General features: G+C 64.7%; 21 protein-coding genes. 10 read left to right on the top strand and 11 right to left on the bottom strand.

What is annotated here, in order from left to right:
* Positions 1-598 (bottom strand): SDR family NAD(P)-dependent oxidoreductase (locus WC739_RS09430; protein ID WP_372952762.1); only part of this gene is annotated, 598 nt, incomplete at its 3' end.
* A 157-nt stretch (positions 599-755) separates the two neighbouring features.
* On the opposite strand from WC739_RS09430, the gene WC739_RS09425 reads away from it, so the two are divergent.
* The 10 genes from WC739_RS09425 to WC739_RS09380 all read left to right on the top strand — a co-directional run bounded on the left by WC739_RS09425 (position 756) and on the right by WC739_RS09380 (position 13114).
* The gene (locus WC739_RS09425; RefSeq protein ID WP_372952761.1) at positions 756-1976 is read left to right on the top strand and encodes a mandelate racemase/muconate lactonizing enzyme family protein; all 1221 of its coding nucleotides are present in this window, start codon (positions 756-758) and stop codon (positions 1974-1976) included.
* Positions 1977-2107: 131 nt separating this feature from the next.
* The gene (locus WC739_RS09420; RefSeq protein ID WP_372952760.1) at positions 2108-4507 is read left to right on the top strand and encodes a thiamine pyrophosphate-dependent enzyme; all 2400 of its coding nucleotides are present in this window, start codon (positions 2108-2110) and stop codon (positions 4505-4507) included.
* A gap of 17 nt (positions 4508-4524) precedes the next feature.
* Complete coding sequence (locus WC739_RS09415; RefSeq protein ID WP_372952759.1) at positions 4525-5550, top strand: C-terminal binding protein; 1026 nt, start codon at positions 4525-4527, stop codon at positions 5548-5550.
* A 2-nt stretch (positions 5551-5552) separates the two neighbouring features.
* A complete protein-coding gene (locus WC739_RS09410) occupies positions 5553-6281 on the top strand; it encodes an E3 binding domain-containing protein (protein WP_372952758.1) in 729 nt (242 codons plus the stop codon).
* Between the two features lie 131 nt (positions 6282-6412).
* Positions 6413-7183 (top strand): GntR family transcriptional regulator, encoded by a 771-nt coding sequence (locus WC739_RS09405; protein WP_372952757.1) that lies wholly within the window; start codon positions 6413-6415, stop codon positions 7181-7183.
* Positions 7184-7615: 432 nt separating this feature from the next.
* Positions 7616-8683: a sugar ABC transporter substrate-binding protein gene (locus WC739_RS09400; RefSeq protein WP_372952756.1), complete on the top strand. Its 1068-nt coding sequence runs from the start codon at positions 7616-7618 to the stop codon at positions 8681-8683.
* Between the two features lie 65 nt (positions 8684-8748).
* Positions 8749-10251 carry a sugar ABC transporter ATP-binding protein gene (locus WC739_RS09395; RefSeq protein ID WP_372952755.1) on the top strand — a complete coding sequence of 501 codons (1503 nt, stop codon included), beginning with the start codon at positions 8749-8751 and terminating at the stop codon, positions 10249-10251.
* A gap of 42 nt (positions 10252-10293) precedes the next feature.
* A complete protein-coding gene (locus WC739_RS09390) occupies positions 10294-11265 on the top strand; it encodes an ABC transporter permease (protein ID WP_372952754.1) in 972 nt (323 codons plus the stop codon).
* Positions 11262-12230 (top strand): ABC transporter permease, encoded by a 969-nt coding sequence (locus tag WC739_RS09385; protein WP_372952753.1) that lies wholly within the window; start codon positions 11262-11264, stop codon positions 12228-12230. The genes WC739_RS09390 and WC739_RS09385 overlap by 4 nt, the downstream gene beginning before the upstream one ends.
* A gap of 2 nt (positions 12231-12232) precedes the next feature.
* The gene (locus WC739_RS09380) at positions 12233-13114 is read left to right on the top strand and encodes an SMP-30/gluconolactonase/LRE family protein (RefSeq protein WP_372952752.1); all 882 of its coding nucleotides are present in this window, start codon (positions 12233-12235) and stop codon (positions 13112-13114) included.
* A 1-nt stretch (position 13115) separates the two neighbouring features.
* Here the strand turns inward: WC739_RS09380 and WC739_RS09375 are convergent, their stop codons facing one another.
* The 10 genes from WC739_RS09375 to iolD form a co-directional block, all read right to left on the bottom strand.
* Entirely contained in the window at positions 13116-13808 is a 693-nt protein-coding gene (locus WC739_RS09375) for an amino acid ABC transporter permease (protein WP_372952751.1), read from the bottom strand.
* Between the two features lie 3 nt (positions 13809-13811).
* A complete protein-coding gene (locus WC739_RS09370) occupies positions 13812-14477 on the bottom strand; it encodes an amino acid ABC transporter permease (protein WP_372952750.1) in 666 nt (221 codons plus the stop codon).
* A gap of 60 nt (positions 14478-14537) precedes the next feature.
* On the bottom strand, positions 14538-15347 hold the full coding sequence (locus tag WC739_RS09365) for a transporter substrate-binding domain-containing protein (RefSeq protein WP_372952749.1): 810 nt from the start codon (positions 15345-15347) through the stop codon (positions 14538-14540).
* A 328-nt stretch (positions 15348-15675) separates the two neighbouring features.
* Positions 15676-16305: a phosphonate metabolism protein/1,5-bisphosphokinase (PRPP-forming) PhnN gene (gene phnN, locus WC739_RS09360; protein WP_372952748.1), complete on the bottom strand. Its 630-nt coding sequence runs from the start codon at positions 16303-16305 to the stop codon at positions 15676-15678.
* Positions 16302-17441: an alpha-D-ribose 1-methylphosphonate 5-triphosphate diphosphatase gene (locus WC739_RS09355; protein ID WP_372952747.1), complete on the bottom strand. Its 1140-nt coding sequence runs from the start codon at positions 17439-17441 to the stop codon at positions 16302-16304. The genes phnN and WC739_RS09355 overlap by 4 nt, the downstream gene beginning before the upstream one ends.
* Positions 17442-17484: 43 nt before the next feature.
* A complete protein-coding gene (locus WC739_RS09350; protein ID WP_372952746.1) occupies positions 17485-18192 on the bottom strand; it encodes a DUF1045 domain-containing protein in 708 nt (235 codons plus the stop codon).
* Between the two features lie 153 nt (positions 18193-18345).
* Positions 18346-19158 (bottom strand): 5-deoxy-glucuronate isomerase, encoded by an 813-nt coding sequence (gene iolB, locus WC739_RS09345; protein WP_372952745.1) that lies wholly within the window; start codon positions 19156-19158, stop codon positions 18346-18348.
* A 216-nt stretch (positions 19159-19374) separates the two neighbouring features.
* On the bottom strand, positions 19375-19587 hold the full coding sequence (locus WC739_RS09340) for a DUF3329 domain-containing protein (protein WP_372952744.1): 213 nt from the start codon (positions 19585-19587) through the stop codon (positions 19375-19377).
* A gap of 43 nt (positions 19588-19630) precedes the next feature.
* Complete coding sequence (gene iolE / locus WC739_RS09335; protein WP_372952743.1) at positions 19631-20548, bottom strand: myo-inosose-2 dehydratase; 918 nt, start codon at positions 20546-20548, stop codon at positions 19631-19633.
* A gap of 79 nt (positions 20549-20627) precedes the next feature.
* Positions 20628-22478 carry a 3D-(3,5/4)-trihydroxycyclohexane-1,2-dione acylhydrolase (decyclizing) gene (iolD, locus tag WC739_RS09330; protein ID WP_372952742.1) on the bottom strand — a complete coding sequence of 617 codons (1851 nt, stop codon included), beginning with the start codon at positions 22476-22478 and terminating at the stop codon, positions 20628-20630.
* Positions 22479-22506 lie beyond the last annotated feature (28 nt).

Below are 22506 nucleotides of genomic sequence, written 5' to 3'. Positions count from 1 at the left end.
GATCGTTGCGGCCGCTGGCGCGGGCGAGATCGGCCTCGGTCGAGCGCTGCATTTCGGTGTCCATCATGCCGGGCGCCAGGCTGTTGACCAGCACGCCGTACGGCGCCAGCGCCACGGCCGCGGCGCGGGTGATGGAATCGACGCCGGCCTTACTCGCCGTGTAGGCGGTGTAGTCGGGCAGCGCCATGCGCGAGCCGGGCGAGGTGATGTTGACGATGCGGCCCGACTTTTGGTCGCGCATCACCCGGCCGGCAGCCTTGCAGGCCATGGCAAGCGCCGTGACGTTGAGCGCCAGCGTGCGCGTCCATGCCTTGAAGGTGGCATCGAGGAACGGTTCGATCACGCCATAGCCGGCATTGTTGACCAGGATATCGATGCCACCCCAGCGCGCGACCACCTTTTCCACAGCCGCTTCCGGGGCGCCCTCGATGGTGAAATCGCCGATGATGGTCTCGGCTTCCATGCCTGCACCGGTGATTTGCCGCGCCGTTTCAGCCAGTCCTTCACCATTGATGTCGGTCACCGCGACGCTGCAGCCACGCCGGGCCAGCTGGATCGCCACCTCACGGCCGAGACCGCCGGCGGCACCTGTGACCAAGGCTTTTTTCGGCGTCGTGTTTTGATTGTCCGCAGGCAAGCGGGCACCCTCCCGGTGGTGATCTTGACGGAATTGATACCGGTACCATAAATGGCTGTCAACGCCGATGTGCTATTGTCCCGTCGACTAAACGGCCTGCTACATGGGGAGAGAAAAGATGAAAATCGTGGCGCTCGAAACATTGCAGCTCGCCGAGTTCCCGTTCCTGTTCTGGCTGCGTGTCCACACCGACGCCGGAATCATCGGCACGGGCGAGACCTTTTGGGCGCCGGGCCCTGTCGCCTCCTATATCCACGACAATGTCGCGTCCTATCTCTTGGGCAAGGATCCGCGCGACATCGAGCTGCACGACCGCACCTTGGGCAGCGTCTATGTCGGCGCGCGCGATTCCGGTGCAGAGGTGCGCGGCAATTCCGCCGTCAACATCGCGCTGTGGGACATTTATGGCCAGGCGCTCGGCGAGCCGGTCTGGCGGCTGCTTGGCGGCCGCACCCACAAAACCGTTCCGATCTACAACACCTGCGCCGGCTACAAGCATGTCCGCGCCACAAAAAGGAATGCCTTGTTCGAACGAGGCGAGGACTGGTCGCTCAAGGCAGGCGATTCGAACGAGGGACCGTACGAGGATCTGCTCGCCTGGCGCTACAAAGCCGGCGACCTTGCCAAAAGCCTGAAATCCGAAGGCATCGTCGCCATGAAGATCTGGCCCTTCGATATTGCGGCGGAGGCGTCGAACGGCACCCGCATCTCGCTTGCCGATCTCGACAAGGCATTGGAGCCATTCCAGAAGATCCGCGATGCCGTCGGCCGCGACATGGAGATCATGGTCGAACTGCACGGGCTATGGACCTTGCCGCCGGTGCTGCGCATCGCCGAGGCCTTGAAGCCTTACGACGTCGCCTGGCTGGAGGAGCCGATCCGCTACAATGAGCTCGATACCATGGCCGAGCTTGCCCGCCACACCTCCATTCCGATCGCCGCCAGCGAACGCCTGGCATCGCGACAGATGTTCAAGCAGCTGATCGACAAGCGCGCGGCCAGCGTGATCATGATCGACCTCGCCTGGTGCGGTGGCCTCTCCGAAGCGCGCAAGATCGCCAACATGGCCGAGGCCAGCGAGCTGCCTGTCACCCTGCACGACTGCACCGGGCCGATCGTCTATGCCGCCAGCTGTGCGCTGTCGGCGACCTTGCCGAACGTCAACTACCAGGAGGCGGTGCGCGCCTATTTCACCGGCTGGTACACCGAGATCGTTGCCGATATTCCGCCGGTCACCGATGGCCATGTGGCGCCGCTCGAAGGGCCGGGGCTCGGGCTCCGCCTGCGGCCGGAACTGTTCGAGCGGCCGGACGCCACCGTTCGCATCACCAAGATCTAGATCCTCACACGGCTCGCTCGGAGCCAGTAGACATTATGCTATTATAATCTATTATCCGTCGAAGCGGGCGGCGAACAAGCTCGCCACCGGTGTTGTCTACGCCGGTGCGAATACCGACCAGGGAGGCCTCATTGGCGATTTCAGCGGCGCGGGCGCGCGACGATTTCAAGGGCGTTCCAAACCTGCCGGACAAGCAGGTCCTGCTCGACCTGTTCGAACGCATGGTGCTGTTGCGGCGCTTCGAAAGCATCGCCCAGATCGCGTGCCGCAAGGGCGAAACACCCGGCTTCCTGCATCTCTATATCGGCGAGGAGGCGACAGGCGTCGGCGTGTGTGCCCATTTGCGCCCGACCGACTGGCTCACCTCGACCCATCGCGGCCACGGCCACGCTTTGGCCAAGGGCGCCAATCCCGGCCGGGTGATGGCCGAGCTGTTCGGCAAGGCCGACGGCATCTGCGGCGGCCGCGGTGGCACCATGCATCTTTACGACCGCTCGGTCGGCCTGTTCGGCACCAACGGCATTGTCGCCGCCGGCATAGGCCATGCCGTCGGCATCGGCATGGGTGCCCGCCAGCAGGGCCGCGATGACATCGGCGTCGCCTTCTTCGGCGACGGCGCCGCCAACCATGGCGGCTTTCACGAGGCGCTCAATTTCGCCGCCGTGCAGCGTGCTCCGGCCGTGTTCATCTGCGAGAACAATCTTTACGCCACCGCGACACCGCTGAAGTCGATCACGCTCAATCCTGAGATCGCGACCAAGGCTGCCTCCTACGGCATGCCCGGCGTCGCCGTCGACGGCAATGATGTGTTCGCCGTCTGGCTGGCCATGAAGGAGGCGACCGAGCGCGCCCGTGCCGGCAAGGGCCCGACGCTGATCGAGGCCAAGACCTACCGCACCGTCGGCCACCATGAGGGCGATCCCGTCATCGGCACCTACCGCACGCAGGAAGAACTCGACGCCTGGATCAAGCGCGATCCGATCGACATGTTCCGCAAGAAGCTGGTAGAGGAGTACGGCATTGCCGATGCCGAGGCGCTGGCAGCCATCGAGTCGCGGATAGAGAAGGTGGTCGAGGAAGCACTGACCTTCGCCCGCAATTCGCCCGAGCCCGACCCGGCATCGGTCCGGCTGCACGTCTTTGCCGATCCGATCAATCCACCGGCCGCGTTGCAGCCGCGCGTCGTCGGTGAGACCCGCACGCAGGGCTGGCTGGAAGCGGTGCGCGACGGCATCGCCGAGGAGATGCGCACCAACCCGGCGATCCTCTATTTCGGCGAGGGCACCGGCGAGCGTGGCGGCAGTTTCGCCCACACCAAGAACCTGTGGCAGGAGTTCGGCGCCGAGCGCATGGTCGACACGCCGATCTCGGAGCAGGGCTTCACCGCTGCCGCCGTCGGCGCCTCGGCCACCGGTGCGCGCACCGTCTCGGACCTGATGTTTGCCGACTTCGCATTCGAGACCGCGGGCCAGATCTTCCTGCAGGCGGCTAAGCTGCGCTACATGACCAGCGGCCGGATGAGCGCGCCGATGGTGGTTCGCGTCGGCGCCGGCGCGCTGCGCAGTTCAGGCCCGCACCACAGCGGCATCTATCATCCGGTCTTCGCCCACATGCCAGGCCTCATCGTCTGCGTGCCATCGACCCCGGCCGACGCCAAGGGACTGATGAAGACGGCGCTCAGGGCCGGCGATCCCGTCATCATGCTCGAACCCAAGGCGCTTTTTGCCTCCAAGGGTGAGGTGCCGGTGGGCGATCATTATGTGCCGTTCGGCGTCGCCCGCATCGCGCGGGCCGGCACCGACATCACGATCGTTGCCGCCGGCCAGATGGTGCAGCGCGCGCTGGAGGCCGCCGAGACCCTCGCCGCCGAAGGCATTGAGGCCGAGGTGATCGATCCGCGCACCATCATGCCGCTCGATATCGAGACGATTGTCGCCAGCGTCCGCAAGACGCATCGGCTGCTCGTCGTCGACGAGGCCTGGGCGATGTGCGGCCTTGGCGGCGAGATCGCCCAGGCCATCAACGAACTTGCCTTCGATGAACTTGATGCTCCGCCCGGACGACTGCACACGGCGCCGACGTCGCATCCCTTCGCGCCTGTCCTGGAACGCGCCATGCTGGTCGACACGGGCCGCATCGCTCAAGGCGTGCGGGATGTGATTGCCGGCAAACCGCCGGTGCCGGATCATTGGTACACGGTCGGGCTGAAGAGTGCCGCGCCGGCTAGTCCCGCACCGGCTCCGGCCAAGCTCGCGCCGGCCGCGCCGTCACCCCAGCCGCCTGCCGCCGCGAGCGATGACGAGCCAATCACAATGCCGTTCGGGGACCTCACCGTCAGCGAAGGCACCGTCATCAAATGGCTCAGGGCCGTCGGCGATGCGGTGAAGGAAGGCGAACTGATCGCCGAGATCGAAACCGACAAGGCCGTGGTCGAGATCGAGGCGCCGATCAGCGGTACGCTCAGCGCCATCGATCAACCGGTCGGCGCCGTGGTGCCGATGGGCGGCCGCATTGGCGGCATCAGAAAATAACACCATCGGAACATGAAATGCGAAGGGCAAGCATGAAGATCCTGTGCGCCAACTGGCAAGCCGCCGACGAGGCCGAACTCGAGCGCGAGCACTATCCCGACGTCGAACTCATTCTCGCACGGTCGACCAACGACAAGGCCGCCGCGCTCGATCCGGCCATCTGCGAAGAGGTCGATGCCGTCATCAATTATTCGCCGACGCATAATGTCGCCGCCGCGCCGACAGCTTTTCCCAAGGCACGGATCGCGGTTCGCTCCGGCGTCGGCTTCGACAACATCGACACGGCGGGCTGGGGCGCGCGCAAGATTCCGGCCTGCAACGTGCCGGACTATGGCACCACGGAGGTCGCCGACCATGCCATCGCCCTGATGCTGGCGCTGACGCGCGGCACCTCCGCCTATGGCGCCGAGCTTTCCGGCAACGGCGCGGAGGGCTGGCATTTCTCCAAAGGGCCGCTGGTGCGTCGGCACAAGGGCGCGACCTTCGGCATTGTCGGGCTCGGCCGTATCGGGCTTGCCGCCGCCCGCCGCGCCGCCGCCTTCGACATGAAGGTCGTGTTCTATGATCCGCATCTTCTGTCGGGCGTCGACCTCTCGACCGGCTACGAGCGCGTTCATTCGCTGGCCGAACTCATGGGGCGGGCGGATGTGGTGAGCGTCCACACGCCGCTCAGCGACGAAACCCGCAAGCTGCTCGGCGCAGCCGCCTTCGCCGCCGCCAAGCCCGGCCTGGTGCTGGTCAACACCGCGCGCGGTCCGATCGTCGATCTCGACGCGCTCGAAGCGGCCATGCGCGAGGGCACAGTCGCCGGGGCAGGTCTGGATGTGCTGCCGAACGAACCGGGCGACCTCGACCATCCATTGCTGGCGGCATGGAGGCGTGGCGAGCCGTGGATCGCCAACCGGCTGATCGTCACCCCGCACGCGGCTTTCTACAGCCCGGCGTCCATGCGCGATCTCCGGTTGAAATCGATCGAAGTGGTGCACGCCTACCTCGCCGAGGGCCGGCTCACCAACTGTGTCAATGCCGAGTACCTGAAATGAACATGGCGGTCGGCCAAACCCGGCGTCCGGCGGTGTCGCCTTACGCGCGCCGCCTGGCGCGTGAGCGTGGCCTTCCGCTCGAGACGCTCCACGGCAGCGGTCCGGACGGCCGTATCCTGGCCGCCGATGTGCTCGGTTTCGTTCCGGTTGTCGCGCCGGCAAATGCACCTGAGGTCGCTGCCGCTGTCGCCATTCCAATCGCCGCGCCGCCGGTTGCAGCGCCCCGCATTGCCGCTTTCGCCACGTCGCTCAGCCTAGGTGCGCTCGGTGACCTGCTGGCCGCGCTGGCGAGCACGGGGAAGACGTTCGACATCGACGACATCCTGCTGCGCGCGGTGGATCGTGCGTTCGCTGAGAATCCTCACAAAAGTTTCGACGCGCCGGTGGCCCTGGAACTGGTCGGCCGCCAGATGGTGCTCGCCACGGATCCGGAGATGCCGATGACATTGCTGCGCGCGACGCGGCTTGCAGCATTGGCCAGCGACCGCGACGACGCGGAAAAAGCAGCGGTGCTGTCGCTGCGTGTGCTGCCGGCCGGCGACATACGGCCGATGATGATGCCGCTGCTGCAGGGCCGCGCCATGCGCCTGGCCGTCTCGGTCAACATGGCGGGCGACCATGCCGATTGCCTGCTCACGACGGATGCGGCAAGCGTCGATGAGGCGACCGCGATCGCGTGGTTCGCCTCGTTGAAGTCCGCCATCGAAAACCCGCTTCGCCTTTTCGTCTGAGGCGATGGTCCGCCATGCTTGTGACTGATCGGTGTCGTCACCTTGCATCCGGCACGACTTTTGAGCGTCCTGCGATAGCCTCGGGCCAAGGAAGCTATTATAAAAGCTTCGACAGCAGCGCGACGAGGCACATGGATCACTCCGTTTCCACCATCGACAGTCTCCCCAGACGCACGCTCGGCCGCGCCAACGGGCCGCTTTATCGCCAGCTCGCCGACATATTGCGCGAGCCGATCGGCAACGGCACTTTTCCCGTCGGCGGCGAATTGCCGAAGGAAGCAACCATCGCCGAGCATTTCGGCGTCAGCCTGATCACCGTGCGCCAGGCGCTGCGCGATCTCGAGGCCGATGGCCTGATCAGGAAACGCTCGGCCAAGCCCGCGGTCGTCACGGCGCGCAGCCCCTCCGTCAATCTCAGCTGGAAGTTCAAGAATTTCGCCGACATGGCGGCCTTCACCAAGGACGCGCAGCTGACAGTGAAATCCTATCGCAAGGAGCTTTCCCCTGTGCTCCAGCGTCATTTCGGCATGGGCAAGGAGGAGGCCGGCTATTGCCTGCGCAGCGTTCTGGCGATCGGTGAACAGCGCAAGGCGCAGATCACCACCTACTTTCCGCCCGATATCGGCGCCAGGATGAAGCGCGAGGATTTTTCCGACGTGCTGATCTTCCGCTCGGTGCAGAAGCATCTCGGCCTGCGGCTCGATGTGGCCCATGTCACCGTGCGTGCCGAAATCGCCGATGAGGCGGTTGCTGCCGACCTCGGCATCACGCTTGGCAGCCCGGTGCTGACGGTGGAGATGCTCTACCAATCGGCCGACCAGCGCAGCATCGAATTCTCCGTTGCCCGCCATCCCGCCGACATCTTCAGCATCACCTACGACGCGCCCAACGACCTGTCCTGATCGTGGGGAGGCGCATTTTCTGACGCCCGCCGCATGGACACGCCTATAAAATTATAATAGCATGATAGCTAGGCTGAGATGCTGGCCGCTAACGGAATCGCCCGGGAGGAAATCCGGCGGAGTTTCGCAAGCGAAGGCAGCCTCGGGGGAAGCTCGGTCAAATTGACAACCGCAATTGGTACCGGTATCAATTTACTATCTTCGTCCGATCGAGATGGCGCAGTCCATCGCTGGCCGAGGTGGGAAACACAGGGAGGAGACCATGAGATTGAGGAGCTTGTGGTCGGCGCCAAGGCTTTCCTTGCCGGTGTCGCCGGCCTGGGTCGATATCACGCCCAAGGAGGCCTCGGGAACCTGATCCCGCATCGCCTGATTCAATGCGCCGGAATTTGGCGCTGATGCTTTTTAAACGAAAAATGGGAGGAAAAAATCGTGAACCTGTTGAACCGTAGGTCCGGCCTGGCCGCACTTGCCGCCACAATGATGGCATTCGGCATGCATGCCGGCCACGCCGAGGACAAGAAGCCCTACACCATCTATCTCTCGAACAATTTCGTCGGCAATGACTGGCGCCAGCAGATGGAACGCGTCGCCACCGTGTCGGTCAGCAAGGGGCCGCTGAAGGGCCGCGTCGATCTCAAGATCGAGAATGTCGAGAACACCGTCCAGGCGCAGATCAACTCGCTGAACAACATCATCCGCCAGAAGCCGGATGCCATCCTGGTCGATGCCGGTTCGGATTCGGCGCTGAACCCGACCATCAAGAAGGCCTGCGATGCCGGCATCGTCGTCATCAGCTTCGACCAAGTGGTGACCGAGCCCTGCGCGTTCGCCGTCGCGTCCGACTGGGACCGTATCCCCTCGGTCATGGCCGAGTGGATGGCCGTGCAACTTGGCGGCAAGGGCAACATCATCCTCGACCGCGGCCTCGCAGGCGCGCCGATCTCGGCGCAGCTGCAGGGGGGTTATGAGAAGGTGCTGGCCAAATATCCCGACATCAAGGTGGTCGGCTACTATAACGGCAACTACGCGCTTGGACCCGAACAGTCGGGCGTCGCGGCGCTGCTGGCCGCTAACCCGAAGATCGACGGCATCATGACGCAAGGCTACGGTTCGGGCGCCATCCAGGCACTGAAGGATGCCGGTCGGCCGATCGTCCCGGTCGTCGGCTTCTCCTACAATGTCGCCGCCGTAACCTGCGCGCAGACACAGGGTGCCAAGTGCATTCTGGGTTCGAACCCGGCCTATCTGTCGTCGGAAGCGATCAAGCTGGCGGTCGACATTCTCGACACCGGCAAGAAGCCGGCTGACCGGTCCATTTCCGTGAAGGGTGATTTCGTCACCACCGATCCCTTCGAGTCGAAGCTTTATCCCGGCACCAAGATGATCAAGATCGCGGTCGGCGAAAATGCCTTCCCCGACCAGGCGCCTGGCCTGACACTGCCGATCACGCCCGACTGGGTCGAGATCACCGCCGCGGAAGCCGCCGGCAGCAAGTAAGATTTGACCACGACCTTGTCTCCCGGCATCGCAAGATGTCGGGAGAGCTTTTCGAAGGCGCATTCATGGACCTCGTCTCCGTCAACGGCCTGTCCAAACGCTATGGCGGCATCGTCGCGCTCAGCGAAGCGACATTCAGCGCCCGCGCCGGCGAGGTGCACGCGCTTCTGGGCGAGAACGGCGCCGGCAAGAGCACCTTTATCCAGATACTGTCGGGCGCGGTCCAGCACGATGGCGGCTCGATCCTGGTGGAAGGTCGGGACTATCGCCCCGCCAATCCCGATGCGGCCCAGGCGCGCGGCATCGCCGCCGTCTTCCAGGAACTGTCGCTGATCCCCGACCTCACCGTCGAGCAGAACATCTGGTTCCGTCATGAACCAAGGACGCTTCTGCGCACCGTCAACCGCGCGGAGATGCGCCGCAGGACGCTGGCGCTGCTCGACAAATACGATTTCCCGACGCTGCGTCCCGACCAGGAGTTGCGGCGGTTGACCTTGGCCGAACGGCAGATCGTCGAGATCGCCAAGGGGTTGGCCAAGGACCCGCGCATCCTGATCCTCGACGAGGCGACCTCGGCGCTGCCGGCGCGGGAGGCCGAATGGCTGCTCAAGCTCACCCGGCAACTGGCCGCCGAAGGCAGGCTGGTCATCTTCATCTCGCACCGCATGGCCGAGGTCCGCGCCATCGCCGACCGGCTGACCATCTTCCGCAATGGCAGCACCATCGCCGTGCACGAGGCCAACGCCGTCTCCGACAATGAAATCGTTACCCAGATGATCGGTCGCCGCCTCGATCGGCTCTATCCCGAGCGCATCGCCACGGCGACCGATCGCATTGCGGTGAGGGTCAAGGGGTTTTCCAGCGGCAGCCGGCTTTCCGGCGTCGACTTTGCCCTGCGCGAGGGCGAGGTGCTCGGCGTCGGCGGCCTGCAGGGCCACGGCCAGCGCGAGCTGTTCCAGTCGCTGTTCGGCGCCACCAGGGCCAGCGGCACCATCGAGCTATGGGGCAAGCCGGTCTCCATCAACAATCCACGCCAGGCGCTGACCGGCAGGGACGGCATCGCTTTGGTGCCGGAGGACCGGCGCGGGCAGGGCCTGCTGCTGACCAAGAGCGTGCGTGAGAATCTGACCCTGTCGGTCATCGGGCGATTCACAGAGCACGGCCTGTTGAGCCGGCAAAAGGAAGCAGAGCTGGTCAAGGAGATGGTCGATTTCCTGCGCATCAAGGCCGGCACGCCGGAGCAGCTGGCCGGCACGCTGTCCGGCGGCAACCAGCAGAAGGTGATCTTCGGCAAGATGCTGCTGACGCAAGCGCGCGTGCTGCTGCTCTACGATCCGACGCGTGGCGTCGATGTCGGCACCAAGGGGGAGATCTTCCAGTTGATGCGTGACCTGGCCGCCAAGGGCTACGCCATCCTGTTCCACTCCAGCGACATGCCGGAGCTTGTCCATGTCGCCGACCGCGTGCTGGTGATGCGCAACGGACGCGTGGCCGCGACCCTTGAAGGCGACCGGATTTCGGAGGCGGATATCCTGCGCGCCGCCATGCTCGAGAGCGAGGCTGCCTGAGGCATGGTGATGTCCGTCGCGGAAAGATCGGTCGAGATGAAAATGCAGCCATTTGGCATAGATTGGCGCGGCCGCGTGCTCGACCGCGCGCCGTTCCTCGTCGCCTGCCTGATGCTGACCCTGATCGTCGCCATCTACGGCAGCCTGCAGTCCGGCGTCTTCACATTGGACGAGATCAACCTCGACACGGCGGCGGCGATGACGCTGATGCTGGCCGCGACCGGGCAGACCATCGTTCTGGTGCGCGGCGGCATTGATCTGTCGATCGGCGGCATGATCAGCCTTGGCACGGTCATCGCGGCGACGCGCTTCACCGACGATCCGTCGACCACGGCGCTGTGGATGGTGATCATCCTGGCGCTCGGCTTCCTGATCGGTGCGCTCAATGGCCTGTTGATTTCGCTGCTCAAGCTGCAGCCCTTCCTGGTGACGCTCGCCACCTGGTCGATCCTCAACGGCATCGCCATGATCATCCTGCCGACCGATGGCGGCAGTATTCCAGGCTGGTGGGTCGGCTTCGCCTCGGCGCAGCTGCTTGGCCTGACCAGCCCTGTCTGGATGCTGCTGGCGCTGCTGCTGTTCTGGTGGTGGTTCCGCGCCACCGGAGTTGGCCTCACCATCCAGGCGACCGGATCCAACGAAAAATCCGCCTTCCTGTCCGGCGTGTCGATCACCCGCGTCAATCTCGTCACCTATGGCCTGTCCGGCCTGTTCGCGGCGGGCGCGGCGCTGTTCCTGGTGACGCAGACCGGGGCGGGCTCGCCGACCATCGGCAAGGACTACATCCTGCCCTCGGTGGCGGCGGCGGTCATCGGCGGCGTCAGCCTGTTCGGCGGCCGCGGGCACCTGGCCGGCACGCTGATCGGCGCCTTCGTGCTGACCCTGATCGGCAATCTCGTCTTCGTCCTGCACGTGTCGAGTTATTGGCAGCCAGTCGCATCTGGGGTCATCCTGCTGCTTTCGGTGCTGGCCAGTTCCGTCGCCGAGAAGGCCGCAAGGAACCGTGTCCAATGAGCGCCTTTCTCGCCCGCAACCGGCTCATCGTGCTCGCCTATGCCGGCATGGTCGTGCTGCTCCTGGTCACGGCGCTATTCTCGCCGGGCTTCCTCTCCATCTCCAACATGCGCTCGACCGTCGTGCTGGCCGCCTTCGTCGGCATCGTGGCGCTCGGCCAGACCGTCGTGATCATCGGCGGCGGCATCGACCTGTCGGTCCCCTGGGTGCTGAATTCCGCGGCCATCGTCATGGCCCTGCTGTGCGGCGGGCAGGATCTGCCGCTGGTCTGGGTCATGCCGCTGCTGCTCGCCGGCGGCGCCCTCATCGGCCTGGTCAATGGCGTTGGCGTCGCCCAGTTCGGCGTGCCGCCGATCATCATGACGCTGGCCACCAACGTCATCCTGCAAGGCCTCATCCTGGTGCTGACCGGCGGCTCGCCGACGCCCTCGGCGCCGGCCTTGATCCAGTTCCTGTCGGTCGGGCGGATCGGCGGCTTTCCGGTGATTGCGCTGATCTGGCTGGCGCTGACGCTGGTGGCGACGCTGCTGCTCTCCAAGGCGGCATTCGGCCGTCATCTTTATGCGCTCGGCACCAGCGCCACGGTCGCCGAATTCTCCGGCGTGCCGACGGCGCGCACCACTATCCTGACCTATGTCATCTCCGGCCTCACCGCCGCTTTCGCCGGCATGCTCCTGACCGGCTATTCCGGCCAGGCCTATCTCGGCATGGGCGACGCCTATCTGTTCACCTCGATCGCCGCGGTCGCCATCGGCGGCGCCTCGATCCTCGGCGGCAGCGGCCACTATCTCGGCACCGTCGCCGGCGCCATGGTGCTGACCATCCTCACCGGCCTGCTGCCGGCGCTCAACCTGTCGAGCGGGGCGCTGCTCATCGTCTATGGCGCCGTCATCCTGCTGACAGTATCGATCGGCAGCGAGACTTTTGCCGGGCTTGGCGGCAAGATGCGCAGAAAGGCGAGCTGAACATGGTCGAAATCACCTGTGTCGTCGATGCCAGGGCCGAGCTCGGCGAGGGCACGCTCTGGGATCCCAAGGCCGGCGTGCTCTGGTGGATCGACATCTGGAAGAAGCTGATCCACCGCTACGACCCAGCGACCGGCAAGGACGAGGTGTTCGAGACGCCGGAATATCTCGGCTGCCTCGGCCTGCGCGAGAAGGGCGGCCTGGTGCTGACCATGACAAACGGCTTCCATTTCTTCGACCCGGCGACCGGCACATTCGAGGCGATCGTCGATCCGGAAGCGGATATGCCGAAGACCCGTTTCAACGACGGCAAGCCGGACAGGCAAGGAAGGTTCTGGTCGGGCTCGATGTTCGAGGTGCCGGGCCAACCGATCGAGTTCATCGGCGCGCTCTACCGGCTCGATCCCGACCTTTCGGTGCACAGGATGATCGATGGCATCGGCTGTTCGAACGGGCTGGCCTGGAGCCCGGATTCAAAGACGATGTATTTCTCCGACAGCCATGCCGGCGCTGTCTGGGCCTATGATTTCGATCCGGCCACCGGCGACATCGAAAACCGCCGCACCTTCATCGACATGACGGTGACCGGCGGCGTCGCCGATGGCGCGACTGTCGATGCCGAGGGCTGCTACTGGGTCACCATCCCGGTCACCGGCAAGGTGTGCCGCTACGATCCCGACGGCCGCCTGATGCAGACGGTGGTGCTGCCGACCGACCTGCCGACTTGCTGCGAATTCGGCGGCAGGGATATCGACATCCTCTATGTCACTTCGGCCGTACTCAGGCGCCCCGCCAGTCACTTCGTTGGCCAGGAATATCCGGGCGGACTTTTCGCGCTCGACGTCGGCGTCAAGGGCCTGACCCTGCCGGCCTTCAAGGGCTGATCTACACCGCTGACATCACCAGCGGGTTCTCGACCTTGCGCGACATTCCCGTCGCAAAGCGCCGCTCGAGATGGCCGGCATAGAGCGATAACGGCCAGCACAGCGCGAAGTAGATGATCGATACCGTGCCGAACACCATCACCGGCTGGAAGGTCACCGTGTTGACCTGCGTGGCGGCGCGGGCAAGCTCGGTCAGCCCGATCAGCGAGGCGATCGATGTCGTCTTGACGATCTGCACCATGAAACCGACGGTCGGCGGCAGCATCAGCCGCACCGCCTGCGGAATGATCACCAGCCGCAACGTCCTGACAAAGCGCAAGCCGAGCGCGGTTGCCGCCTCCCACTGGCCTTTCGGGATCGCCTCGATCGCGCCGCGAAAGATCTCGCCGAAGAAAGCACCGCCATTGAGCGAGAACGTCACGGCAGCCGCCACCCACGGATCCGGCCGGTAGCCAAGGAACGAAGACCCGTAATAGGCCATGAACAGCTGGATCAGGATCGGCGTGCCCATGAAGAACTGGATATAGAAGACCGCCAGCCAGCGCAGCGGTCGCGCCGGCGCGACGCGCAGTGCCGCCACAACAAGGCCGATCACGCCGCCGCCGGCGAAGGCGACCAGCGCCAGCAGGATCGTCCAGCGTGTCGCCAGCAGCAGGAACATCAATTCGTTGGGGCCGAAGTCGCGCAGGCTCATGGGTCAGACTTTCCACCGGAACATGAGCTTGCCGACACCGGCGAAAAGCAGGCTGGCGGCCTGCACCAGCACGAAATAGATGACGGCAATGATGATGTAGACCTCGAAGCTTCGGAACGTCTGCATGACCAGATTGTTGGCCACCGCCGTCAGTTCCTCAGCGGCGATGGCGCCGACGATCGAAGTGCCCATGATCTGCAGGATGAACTGCGCCGACAGCGACGGGTAGACGGCGCGCGCCGCCGGCACCAGGATGACATGGCGGATGATGCGGTAGCGGCCGAGGCCGAGCGATTTGGCCGCCTCGATCTGCCCTTCCGGAATGGACTCGATGCCGGCGCGCAGGATCTCGGTCGCATAAGCGCCCAGATGGATCGAAAGCGCGACGACGGCAGCCGTGTTGCTCGACAGTTTGAAGCCGAACAGCGGCAGCGAGAAGAAGACGAAATAGAGCTGGATCAACAGCGGCGTGTTGCGGATGAGCTCGACATAGGCGGCGATGGGCCACGACAGGAAGCGCGGCCCGAAGCTGCGGCCGACCGCGCCGAGAATACCGATGGCGTTGCCGAACAGGATCGACAGTGCGGCCAACTGGATGGTCTTCACCAGGCCGCGCAGCAGCAGGTCGAGATGCACCAGGACCGGGCCGAATTGCAGGGCGGTTTGCATGGCTATCCCGTCACGAAAAGCGGGGCCGTCGCAGGCCCCGCTGCTTCATGGAAGACTTGATCAGAAAACCGGCAGCACCGGCAGCGGCTGGTTGCGGTACTTCATCGACAATGCGTCGAGCGTGCCGTCCGTCTTCATGCTGAACAGCCAGGTGTTGATCCATTGCCGCAGATTGTCGTTGCCCTTGGCGACGCCGATACCGAAATAGAAGGTTTTCAGCACGTATTTCTGCTCGAAGGCGTCGCCGTTCTGCGCCTTCTTCAGATAGATTTCGCCATAGTCGCCGCCGCCCATGGCGTCGATCTGGCCCGACACCATCGCCTGCAACAGCGAGGAATAGTCGTCGAAGCGCAGGATCTCGATGCCGGGATTGGCTTCTGCCGCCTTGGTTAGCAGGCCGTCCTCGCCGGTGCCGCGGGTCAGGCCGACCTTCTTGCCGACGAGATCCGCGACGCCCTTGATGGCAGTGCTCTTCGGCGCGATCACCACCGCCGACTGGCCGGCATAGGGGATCGAATAGTCGATCTGGATGGCGCGGGCCGGGGTGATCGAGAAGATCGAGATCACCGCGTCGACCTGTTTGGTCAGCAGCGCCGGAATACGGCCAGGCGAGGTGACGGTGACGAATTCGACGGGCACGCCAAGCGCTTCGCCCATCTTGTTGGCGACTTCGATATCGAAGCCGGTCGGCTTGAGATTGGCATCGAGAAAGCCATAGGGCGGGGTCGTGGTGTCTATGGCGACGATAAGCTTGCCGCGCGAGATGATCTCGTCGACCGACTGTGCCGAAGCGATCGACGGTATCAGCGCCGTGATTGCCAGCACGATGCCGGCCAGCAACCCGCCGGCCCCTCTCAGGAAAGTCCGCATGTTTTCCTCCCATGCATTTTTGAACGCCTTGTTTCGGCGTCGCTCAAGCGGGGCGCAGGCCGCTCGACGACGTAAAAAACTGATCGATATCCGCTCGCCAACGCTCCCTGCAAAAACCGGAAACGCGGCATTCCTCCAAGACTATAATGGTATGCTATTATAATATGTAAAGCCTGTCTACGATCGACGATGAGGGCCGAGGCCAGCTGGTTGGTATCGGTACCATGCATTGGAGTTTCCGGACAGCATCAAGCCCTCGGCCGACCCTGACAGTCGGTTTCTCTGTTTGGATCGGCGAGCGGTGTGAAGGGGCGGGTGGCCCGCGAAGCTAGATCAGCCCCGAAATGTCGGAGAAGGCCATCGCCTTGCGCAAGATCTCGGCGAAGCGCTCGCCCGCGACCTCGCGCGGGCCGCTATTGTCGATCGAGGTGACACCCGGTCCCGACAAGGTCACATTGGCGCTGCGCGCCAGACGCGCCAGCACCTCGCCGCGCGATTCACGGCCGCGCATCGCCAGCCGCTCGGCCAGCACCTCCGGCGAGGCCGTGATCTCGACGACAGCCAGATTGGCATAACGGTCGCGCAGCACCGGGATCACCGCGCGCGACACGTTGGCGATGGCGACGCGGCCGTTGGAGACCGACCAGTCGACATCGGCCGGGATGCCATAGCGCAGGCCATGCGCCTCCCAGGAGATGGCGAAGGCGCCGTCGGCCTCGGCCTCGACAAAGGCGGCGTCCGCCAGCGTGTCGTGGTCCTCGCTCGCGGCATCGCTCGGCCTGGTGATGACGCGGCGCACGAAGTCCAGGCGGGGCTCCTCGCTGAAGCGGGCGCGGGCGTAATCGATCACAGTGTCCTTGCCGGCGCCGCTCGGCCCGACAACGGCGACGAAGACACCGTCGCGGATCGGAAAAGTCGCGGCGGCCATCTCACGCTCGATCGATGCCGACACCATCACGCGACCCGGTTCCCCTGCCGCCAGACGGTCCGCACGACGGGAACATGATCGTCGACACGCACCCGCACAAGATCGGCGCGGCGACCCTGCTCGATCATGCCGCGGTCGGTCAGGCCAACCGCTTCGGCCGGATTCTTGGAAACCATGGCGACCGCCTGCGGCAAGCTGATGCCCTCGACGACGTCGCCGAGGAAGAACGCCGACTGGATAAGGCTGAACGGGATGTAGTCGGACGACAGGATGTCGAGCAGGCCGTCGCTTGCCAGAGTGCGGGCCGAGACATTGCCCGAATGCGAGGCGCCGCGCATGACATTGGGCGCCCCCATCAGCACGCCCAGCCCAGCCGCTCTCGAGGCCCTGGCGGCTTCTTCCGTGGTCGGGAACTCGGCGACACGCACGCCTTGCTCGATCGCTTCGCCGACATGGCTGATCGTTGCATCGTCATGGCTCGCCAGCACGATGCCGCGCTCATGGCAGGCCGCGGCGATCACCGCACGGTTCGGGGCCGAATTGAGCGCCGACTCGCCCATCCGCTTGTCGCAGAACAGCTTGAAGTCGCGATCGGACAGCTTGAGCTTGCGCTGATAATAATAGGCATAGGTTTCGAGATTGACGAACTGGCGCTGGCCGGGCGCGTGGTCCATCAGCGACGCCAGCCTGACCCGCTCGTCACCGTCGAAACTGGCGAAGGCGTTAAGGCAATCCGGTGCCGAAACCTCGCAGCGCAGATGGATGAAATGGTCGGCGCGCAGCCGATCCTGCTGGACACTGTCCTCGATCGCATCGGCCAGCTTGCGGATATCGTCCAGCGTCAGGTCGGCGTCCTCGTCCATGCCGACACGCAGCGCGTCGAGCACGGTGGTGATGCCGGCCGTCGCCACCTGCGCATCATGGGCAAGCACCGCGGCGATCGGATTCCAGCGCACCTTGGGCCGTGGCGCGTAGTGGCCCTCGAGATGGTCGGTATGGAGTTCCACCAGGCCGGGAATGACATAGTCGCCGCCCATGTCCTCGCCGGCCCGGGCAGCACCCGAGTCGATCCCGGCGATGAGGCCGTCACGCAGCACCAGCGAACCCTCGACGATCTCGTCGGCAAGCACGATGCGGGCGTTGGTCAAAACGGTCTCGGCGGTCATTCAGGCAGTCCTTGGTTTCCGGTTGTGGGTAGCGGGCAATGGTTCAGGCGGTTCTTCTGGCGGCGCTGCGGCCAAGCGCGTGATGCGAAAGCACCATGAACGGTGCGCCCGGTTCGGTCTCGACAAACAGCGTCAGCGCATCGACAAGCACTGGCTGTTGCAGCACGTCCGCGAACAGGCCCTCGATTGCTGCGCGCAGACGAGGGCTTTCCTGTGACGCCGCCCGCCCCGATAGCGTCATGTGAAAGCGAAACGCGTCGAAGACATAGGGGTAACCCCACTGGCAGAGATTGCGGAATTCGGCCGGCTTCAGGGAATCCGGGCTGCGCCGCTCGATTTCGGCTTCCGTCAGCGGTGCGCGAAACCGGTCGAAATCGCGCACGACATCATCGGCGAAGCCGTTGAGCGCCGGAACCGGCCCGTGTGGCACCAGCGCGAAGAATCCGTCGATCTGGCTGACCACAAGACGCGGGATCGTTACCGCCGGCGTCGCCTCGGCAAACGCGTCGAGTGTGGCGCGCAGAGAGGTTTCCGTCTCGTTGGCAGCCAGGCGGAAGGGCGCCTTCAGCGTTGCGTGAAAACCGTAGCGCCGGGCCGAAGCGGTGTGGAAGGCGACTTCGGCCGCCGACAGGTCGGCCACGGCCTCGACAGGTTTCGTCGCGGCGCCGAACGGGTCGCGGCCCAGCCAGTTGGCGGCGATCCGCGCCAGCGGTTCGTCCTGCCGGGGGGTGAAATAGATGGCATAACGCATGGAGAGTCCTCGTCAGTCTCGTTGCCATAGGTGATTTCCATGACGGATTGACGAAGCTTTGAAGGGTTTTCGAAGGCAAATCGACCCTTCAGGTCCTTAGCCGGCGATTTTTCCCGGCTGGACCAACATCCACCCCTATGAAGGACGGCTTGATCAGGCCTTCACCAACCACGCGTGCTCGGGCGCGTTGTGGAATTTCCACGTCCGTTTCGGCCCGGCCATCACGTTGAGATAGTAAAGATCGTAGCCATGGCAGGCGGCGCAGGGGTGATAGCCTTTCGGAACCAGGACGACATCGCCGTCCTCGATCGCCATGGCCTCGTCCAGCACGCGATGGCCATTGCTATCGGCATCGGTATAGACGCGTTGGAAGGCAAAGCCCTGCGGCGGGTTGAGGCGGTGGTAATAGGTCTCCTCGAGGTAGGATTCATCAGGCAGATTGTCCTGGTCGTGCTTGTGCGGCGGATAGCTCGACGTGTGGCCGCCGGGCGTGATCACCTCGACCACCAGCAGCGAATCGGCCGGCTCGCCCTCGGGCAGGATGTTGGTGACATAGCGCGTGTTGGTGCCCTTGCCGCGCACCTCCTGGCCGAGATCGTCCGGCGCGATGACGCGAACCGGCAAACCGCCGCCGAGGCCCGGCGCCGAGCAGACCGCCAGTTCCAATTCCGTATCCGCGGTCACCGACCAGTCCGAACCTTGCGGGACATAGACCGACCAGGGCTTGCCCTCGAAAGGCGACATGCGTTCGCCGAGCAGGCCGAGGTCCTCGCCGCCGGCGGCAGCTTTGCCCTTGCCGGTGACGAACACCAGGCAGATCTCGCGATCTTCCGTCTTTCCCGAGGCGCTTTCGCCGGGCTGCAGCCGGTGCAGGTCGAAACCGACATAGGTCCAGCCGGCGCGTTGCGGCGTCACATGGGCAACGCGGCCATGGCCCTTGTCGGCTTTGACGAGCAGCTTAGACATGTTTGTCTCTCCAGTTTCAGCCCTGCTTGCAGTCACTTCCCGTGAACTTCGACGATTGTCCGGAAGGCGCCGAGCTTCGGCATCCTAGGGTCTGCGCCGCGTCGCTACGCTCCTTGCTTCGCCCTAGGATGACGAAGTGAGTGGCGTTCCAGCCAGTCGCCAAAGTGTGCGATGCACAGAACCTAATCCACAAAACCGTCTGCGCCAGCGCCCGCCTTACTCCTTCGGTTCGACAGGCGGCTTCGCCTCATCGAACGGCTTGTACAGATAAAAGAACTGCCAGACGCCGTACCCCGCGAAGCCCAGCGCTATGACGCCCCAGAACGGCGTGCCGGTGGCGAACTCGACGATCGCCCAGATGACGCAGACCGCGACGACGGCGATCCGCCGCCACAGCGGCCGGAAGAATGGATGCTGGTAATCTTTCATCGCGCCAATCTACAGCAACACGCTTCGCCGGGAACCCATCGCGTCAAACATTGGGAAAACCTTGCGTCTCGACCGTATAGCCGGCGGCGGTCATCACGCGCATCAATTCCTTGTGGCCGACCTGGGCCATCCTGAGTGGCGGGTTCTTCCTGGGGTCCTGCTCCGCCTCGACCACGAACCAGCCCTCATAGCCATGGTCGGCGAACCGCTGCACGATGGCGCCGAAATCCAGCGAGCCGTCGCCCGGCACGGTGAAGGCGCCCAGCGCCACGGCGTCGAGGAATGATTGCCTGGTGCGGTCGAGCCTGTCGATCACGCCCATGCGCACATCCTTCACATGCACATGGCTGATGCGCTCGTGGTGGTTGTCGATGGCGCGCAGCACGTCGCCGCCTGCAAAGGCCAGATGGCCCGCATCGAGCAGCAGTGGGATGCCGGCTCCCGAATGGCGCATGAATGCATCGAGTTCCGGCTCGGTCTCCACCACCGCCGCCATATGATGATGATAGGACAGCGGCATGCCCTGCTCCGCGCACCATTCGCCGAATTCGGTCAGCCGTTTAGCATAGGCCTTCATCTCTTCGTCCGCCAGCTTCGGCTTCGTCGCCAGCGGCTTCGAGCGGTCGCCCTGGATCGAGCGGCCGACCTCGCCATAGACGATGCAAGGCGCGTCGACCGCCTTGAACAGGTCGATCATCGGCTGGATGCGGTCCTTGTTCTCGCTCATCCCCTCATCGACCAGCGTGCCCGAGAACCAGCCGCCGCACAGCGTGACGTCAGCGGCCTTCAGGATCGGCAGCATGATGTCCGGGTCGTTGGGAAAGCGCCGGCCCATTTCCATGCCGGTGAAGCCGGCCGAGCGCGACTGGCGCAGGCACTCCTCCAGCGACACGTCATCGCTGAGTTCCGCGAGATCGTCGTTCCACCACGCAATGGGGGACATGCCCAGTTTGGCTTTCAAGTCGTCACTCCGGTTTCTTGTTCACCCTCCCTTGTGGGGAGGGTCGCTGCGAAGCAGCAGGGTGGGGGCAGCGCCGGCATCACTCGCCGACGTTCTGCATCTGCCGCTTCTCTTCATAGGCCTTGCGCGCGGCATTCACCGTTGGCCGCGTGGACACTTCTGGCACCGCCACGTCCCACCAATGGCCGCCGGCATCGGTCGAGACCAGCGGATCGGTGTCGATCACCAGCACCGTGGTGCGATCGTTCGTCTTGGCTTTCTGCAGCGCGGTTTCCAGCCCGGCGATCGACGGCACTTTCTCGGCGATGGCACCCATGCTCGCCGCGTGCGCGGCGAAGTCGATGTCGGGCAGGACCTCGTGGCGCGCGTCCTTCAGCAGATTGTTGAAGTTGGCGCCGCCGGTCGCCATCTGCAGCCGGTTGATGCAGCCATAGCCCCTGTTGTCGAGCACCACGATGGTGAGCTTGAGGCCAAGCATCACCGATGTGGCGATTTCGGAATTCATCATCAGATAGGAGCCGTCGCCGATCATGACGACGACCTCCTGGTCGGGCTTCGCCATCTTGGCGCCGAGCCCGCCGGCGATCTCGTAGCCCATGGTCGAGAAGCCGTATTCGCCGTGGTAGGAACCGGGCGCGCCCGCCTGCCAGAGCTTGTGCAGTTCGCCCGGCAGTCCGCCCGACGCATTCAGCAGGGTCACGCCCGAGCCCATGGCGCGCTGCACGGCGCCGATCACCTGAGCGTCGGACGGGAAGGCGGCATTGGTCGACGCCGTCACCTTGGCAGCGTCGGCCTGCCAGGCTTTCTTGCCGGCGGCCGAACTTTCGGTCCAGGCGGACGGTGCCTTCCAGCCCTTCAGCGCCGCGCCGAGTTCGGCCAGTCCCTCGGCCGCATCGGCGACCAGCGGCAGCGCGCGGTGCTTGCCGGCGTCGAAGGGCTGCGCGTTGAGCCCGATGATGGTCTTGCCGGAATTCTTGAACAGCGCCCATGAGCCGGTTGTGAAATCCTGCAGGCGCGTGCCGATGGCAAGGACCACATCGGCCTCTTCGGCCAGCCGGTTGGCAGCCGATGTGCCGGTCACGCCGACCGCCGCCATGTTGAGCGGATGGTCGTCCGGCAGCGAGGACTTGCCGCCTTGCGTCTCGCAGACGGGAATGCCCGCGCCCTCGACGAATTTCGCCAGTTCGTCCGAGGCCCGCGAATAAAGCACTCCGCCGCCGGCGATCACCAGCGGCTTTCTGGCGCCTTTCAGCGCCGCGACAGCGGCCGCGAGCTCATCGCGGTCCGGACGCTGCCGGCGCTGGCGCCATGGCCGCTCGGCGAAAAAGCTTTCGGGATAATCATAGGCCTCGGCCTGCACGTCCTGGCAGAGAGACAGCGTCACCGGCCCGCATTCGGCTGGATCGGTCAGCACCTGCATGGCACGGGCGAGCGCCGGGATGATCTGCTCGGGTCGCGTGATGCGATCGAAATAGCGCGATACCGGACGGAAGCAGTCATTGACTGTCGCCGTGCCGTCGGAGAAATCCTCGGCCTGCTGCAGCACCGGATCGGGGATCCGGTTGGCGAAGACATCGCCGGGCAGGAGCAGCACCGGCAGCCGGTTGACATGCGCGAGTGCGGCCGCCGTCACCATGTTGAGCGCTCCGGGTCCGATCGAGGAGGTCGCGGCCATGAAGCGGCGGCGGAAATTGGCCTTCGCATAGGCGATCGCCGCATGCGCCATCGCCTGTTCGTTGTGGGCGCGGAAGGTCGGCAATTCGTCGCGCACTTGGTAGAGCGCCTCGCCGATACCGGCGACATTGCCGTGGCCGAAGATCGCCCAGACGCCGCCGAATATCGGCACGGCCCTGCCGTCGATCTCGGTCATCTGCTTGCTGAGAAAGCGGGTCAGCGCCTGCGCCATCGTCAGGCGTATTGTCTTGCTCATGATGGTTTCCTCCGCGGTCCTCCGCCGC

The sequence above is a fragment of the Mesorhizobium sp. genome, assembly GCF_041661565.1.
In the GTDB taxonomy this organism is placed as follows: Bacteria; Pseudomonadota; Alphaproteobacteria; order Rhizobiales; family Rhizobiaceae; genus Mesorhizobium.
Note: the sequence above shows the minus strand (reverse complement) of the source record. Positions and strands in the feature narration are given on the sequence as shown.

Excerpts from the sequence above, each read along its gene's own strand:
- WC739_RS09370 (WP_372952750.1), bottom strand. The coding sequence starts at position 14,477 with ATGCAAACCGCCCTGCAATTCGGCCCGGTCCTGGTGCATCTCGACCTG.
- WC739_RS09415 (WP_372952759.1), top strand. The coding sequence starts at position 4,525 with ATGCGAAGGGCAAGCATGAAGATCCTGTGCGCCAACTGGCAAGCCGCC.
- WC739_RS09395 (WP_372952755.1), top strand. The coding sequence starts at position 8,749 with ATGGACCTCGTCTCCGTCAACGGCCTGTCCAAACGCTATGGCGGCATC.
- WC739_RS09385 (WP_372952753.1), top strand. The coding sequence starts at position 11,262 with ATGAGCGCCTTTCTCGCCCGCAACCGGCTCATCGTGCTCGCCTATGCC.
- iolB (WP_372952745.1), bottom strand. The coding sequence starts at position 19,158 with ATGTCTAAGCTGCTCGTCAAAGCCGACAAGGGCCATGGCCGCGTTGCC.
- WC739_RS09340 (WP_372952744.1), bottom strand. The coding sequence starts at position 19,587 with ATGAAAGATTACCAGCATCCATTCTTCCGGCCGCTGTGGCGGCGGATC.
- iolD (WP_372952742.1), bottom strand. The coding sequence starts at position 22,478 with ATGAGCAAGACAATACGCCTGACGATGGCGCAGGCGCTGACCCGCTTT.
- WC739_RS09390 (WP_372952754.1), top strand. The coding sequence starts at position 10,294 with ATGCAGCCATTTGGCATAGATTGGCGCGGCCGCGTGCTCGACCGCGCG.
- WC739_RS09375 (WP_372952751.1), bottom strand. The coding sequence starts at position 13,808 with ATGAGCCTGCGCGACTTCGGCCCCAACGAATTGATGTTCCTGCTGCTG.
- WC739_RS09380 (WP_372952752.1), top strand. The coding sequence starts at position 12,233 with ATGGTCGAAATCACCTGTGTCGTCGATGCCAGGGCCGAGCTCGGCGAG.
- WC739_RS09355 (WP_372952747.1), bottom strand. The coding sequence starts at position 17,441 with ATGACCGCCGAGACCGTTTTGACCAACGCCCGCATCGTGCTTGCCGAC.
- WC739_RS09410 (WP_372952758.1), top strand. The coding sequence starts at position 5,553 with ATGGCGGTCGGCCAAACCCGGCGTCCGGCGGTGTCGCCTTACGCGCGC.
- WC739_RS09350 (WP_372952746.1), bottom strand. The coding sequence starts at position 18,192 with ATGCGTTATGCCATCTATTTCACCCCCCGGCAGGACGAACCGCTGGCG.
- WC739_RS09365 (WP_372952749.1), bottom strand. The coding sequence starts at position 15,347 with ATGCGGACTTTCCTGAGAGGGGCCGGCGGGTTGCTGGCCGGCATCGTG.
- WC739_RS09425 (WP_372952761.1), top strand. The coding sequence starts at position 756 with ATGAAAATCGTGGCGCTCGAAACATTGCAGCTCGCCGAGTTCCCGTTC.
- WC739_RS09405 (WP_372952757.1), top strand. The coding sequence starts at position 6,413 with ATGGATCACTCCGTTTCCACCATCGACAGTCTCCCCAGACGCACGCTC.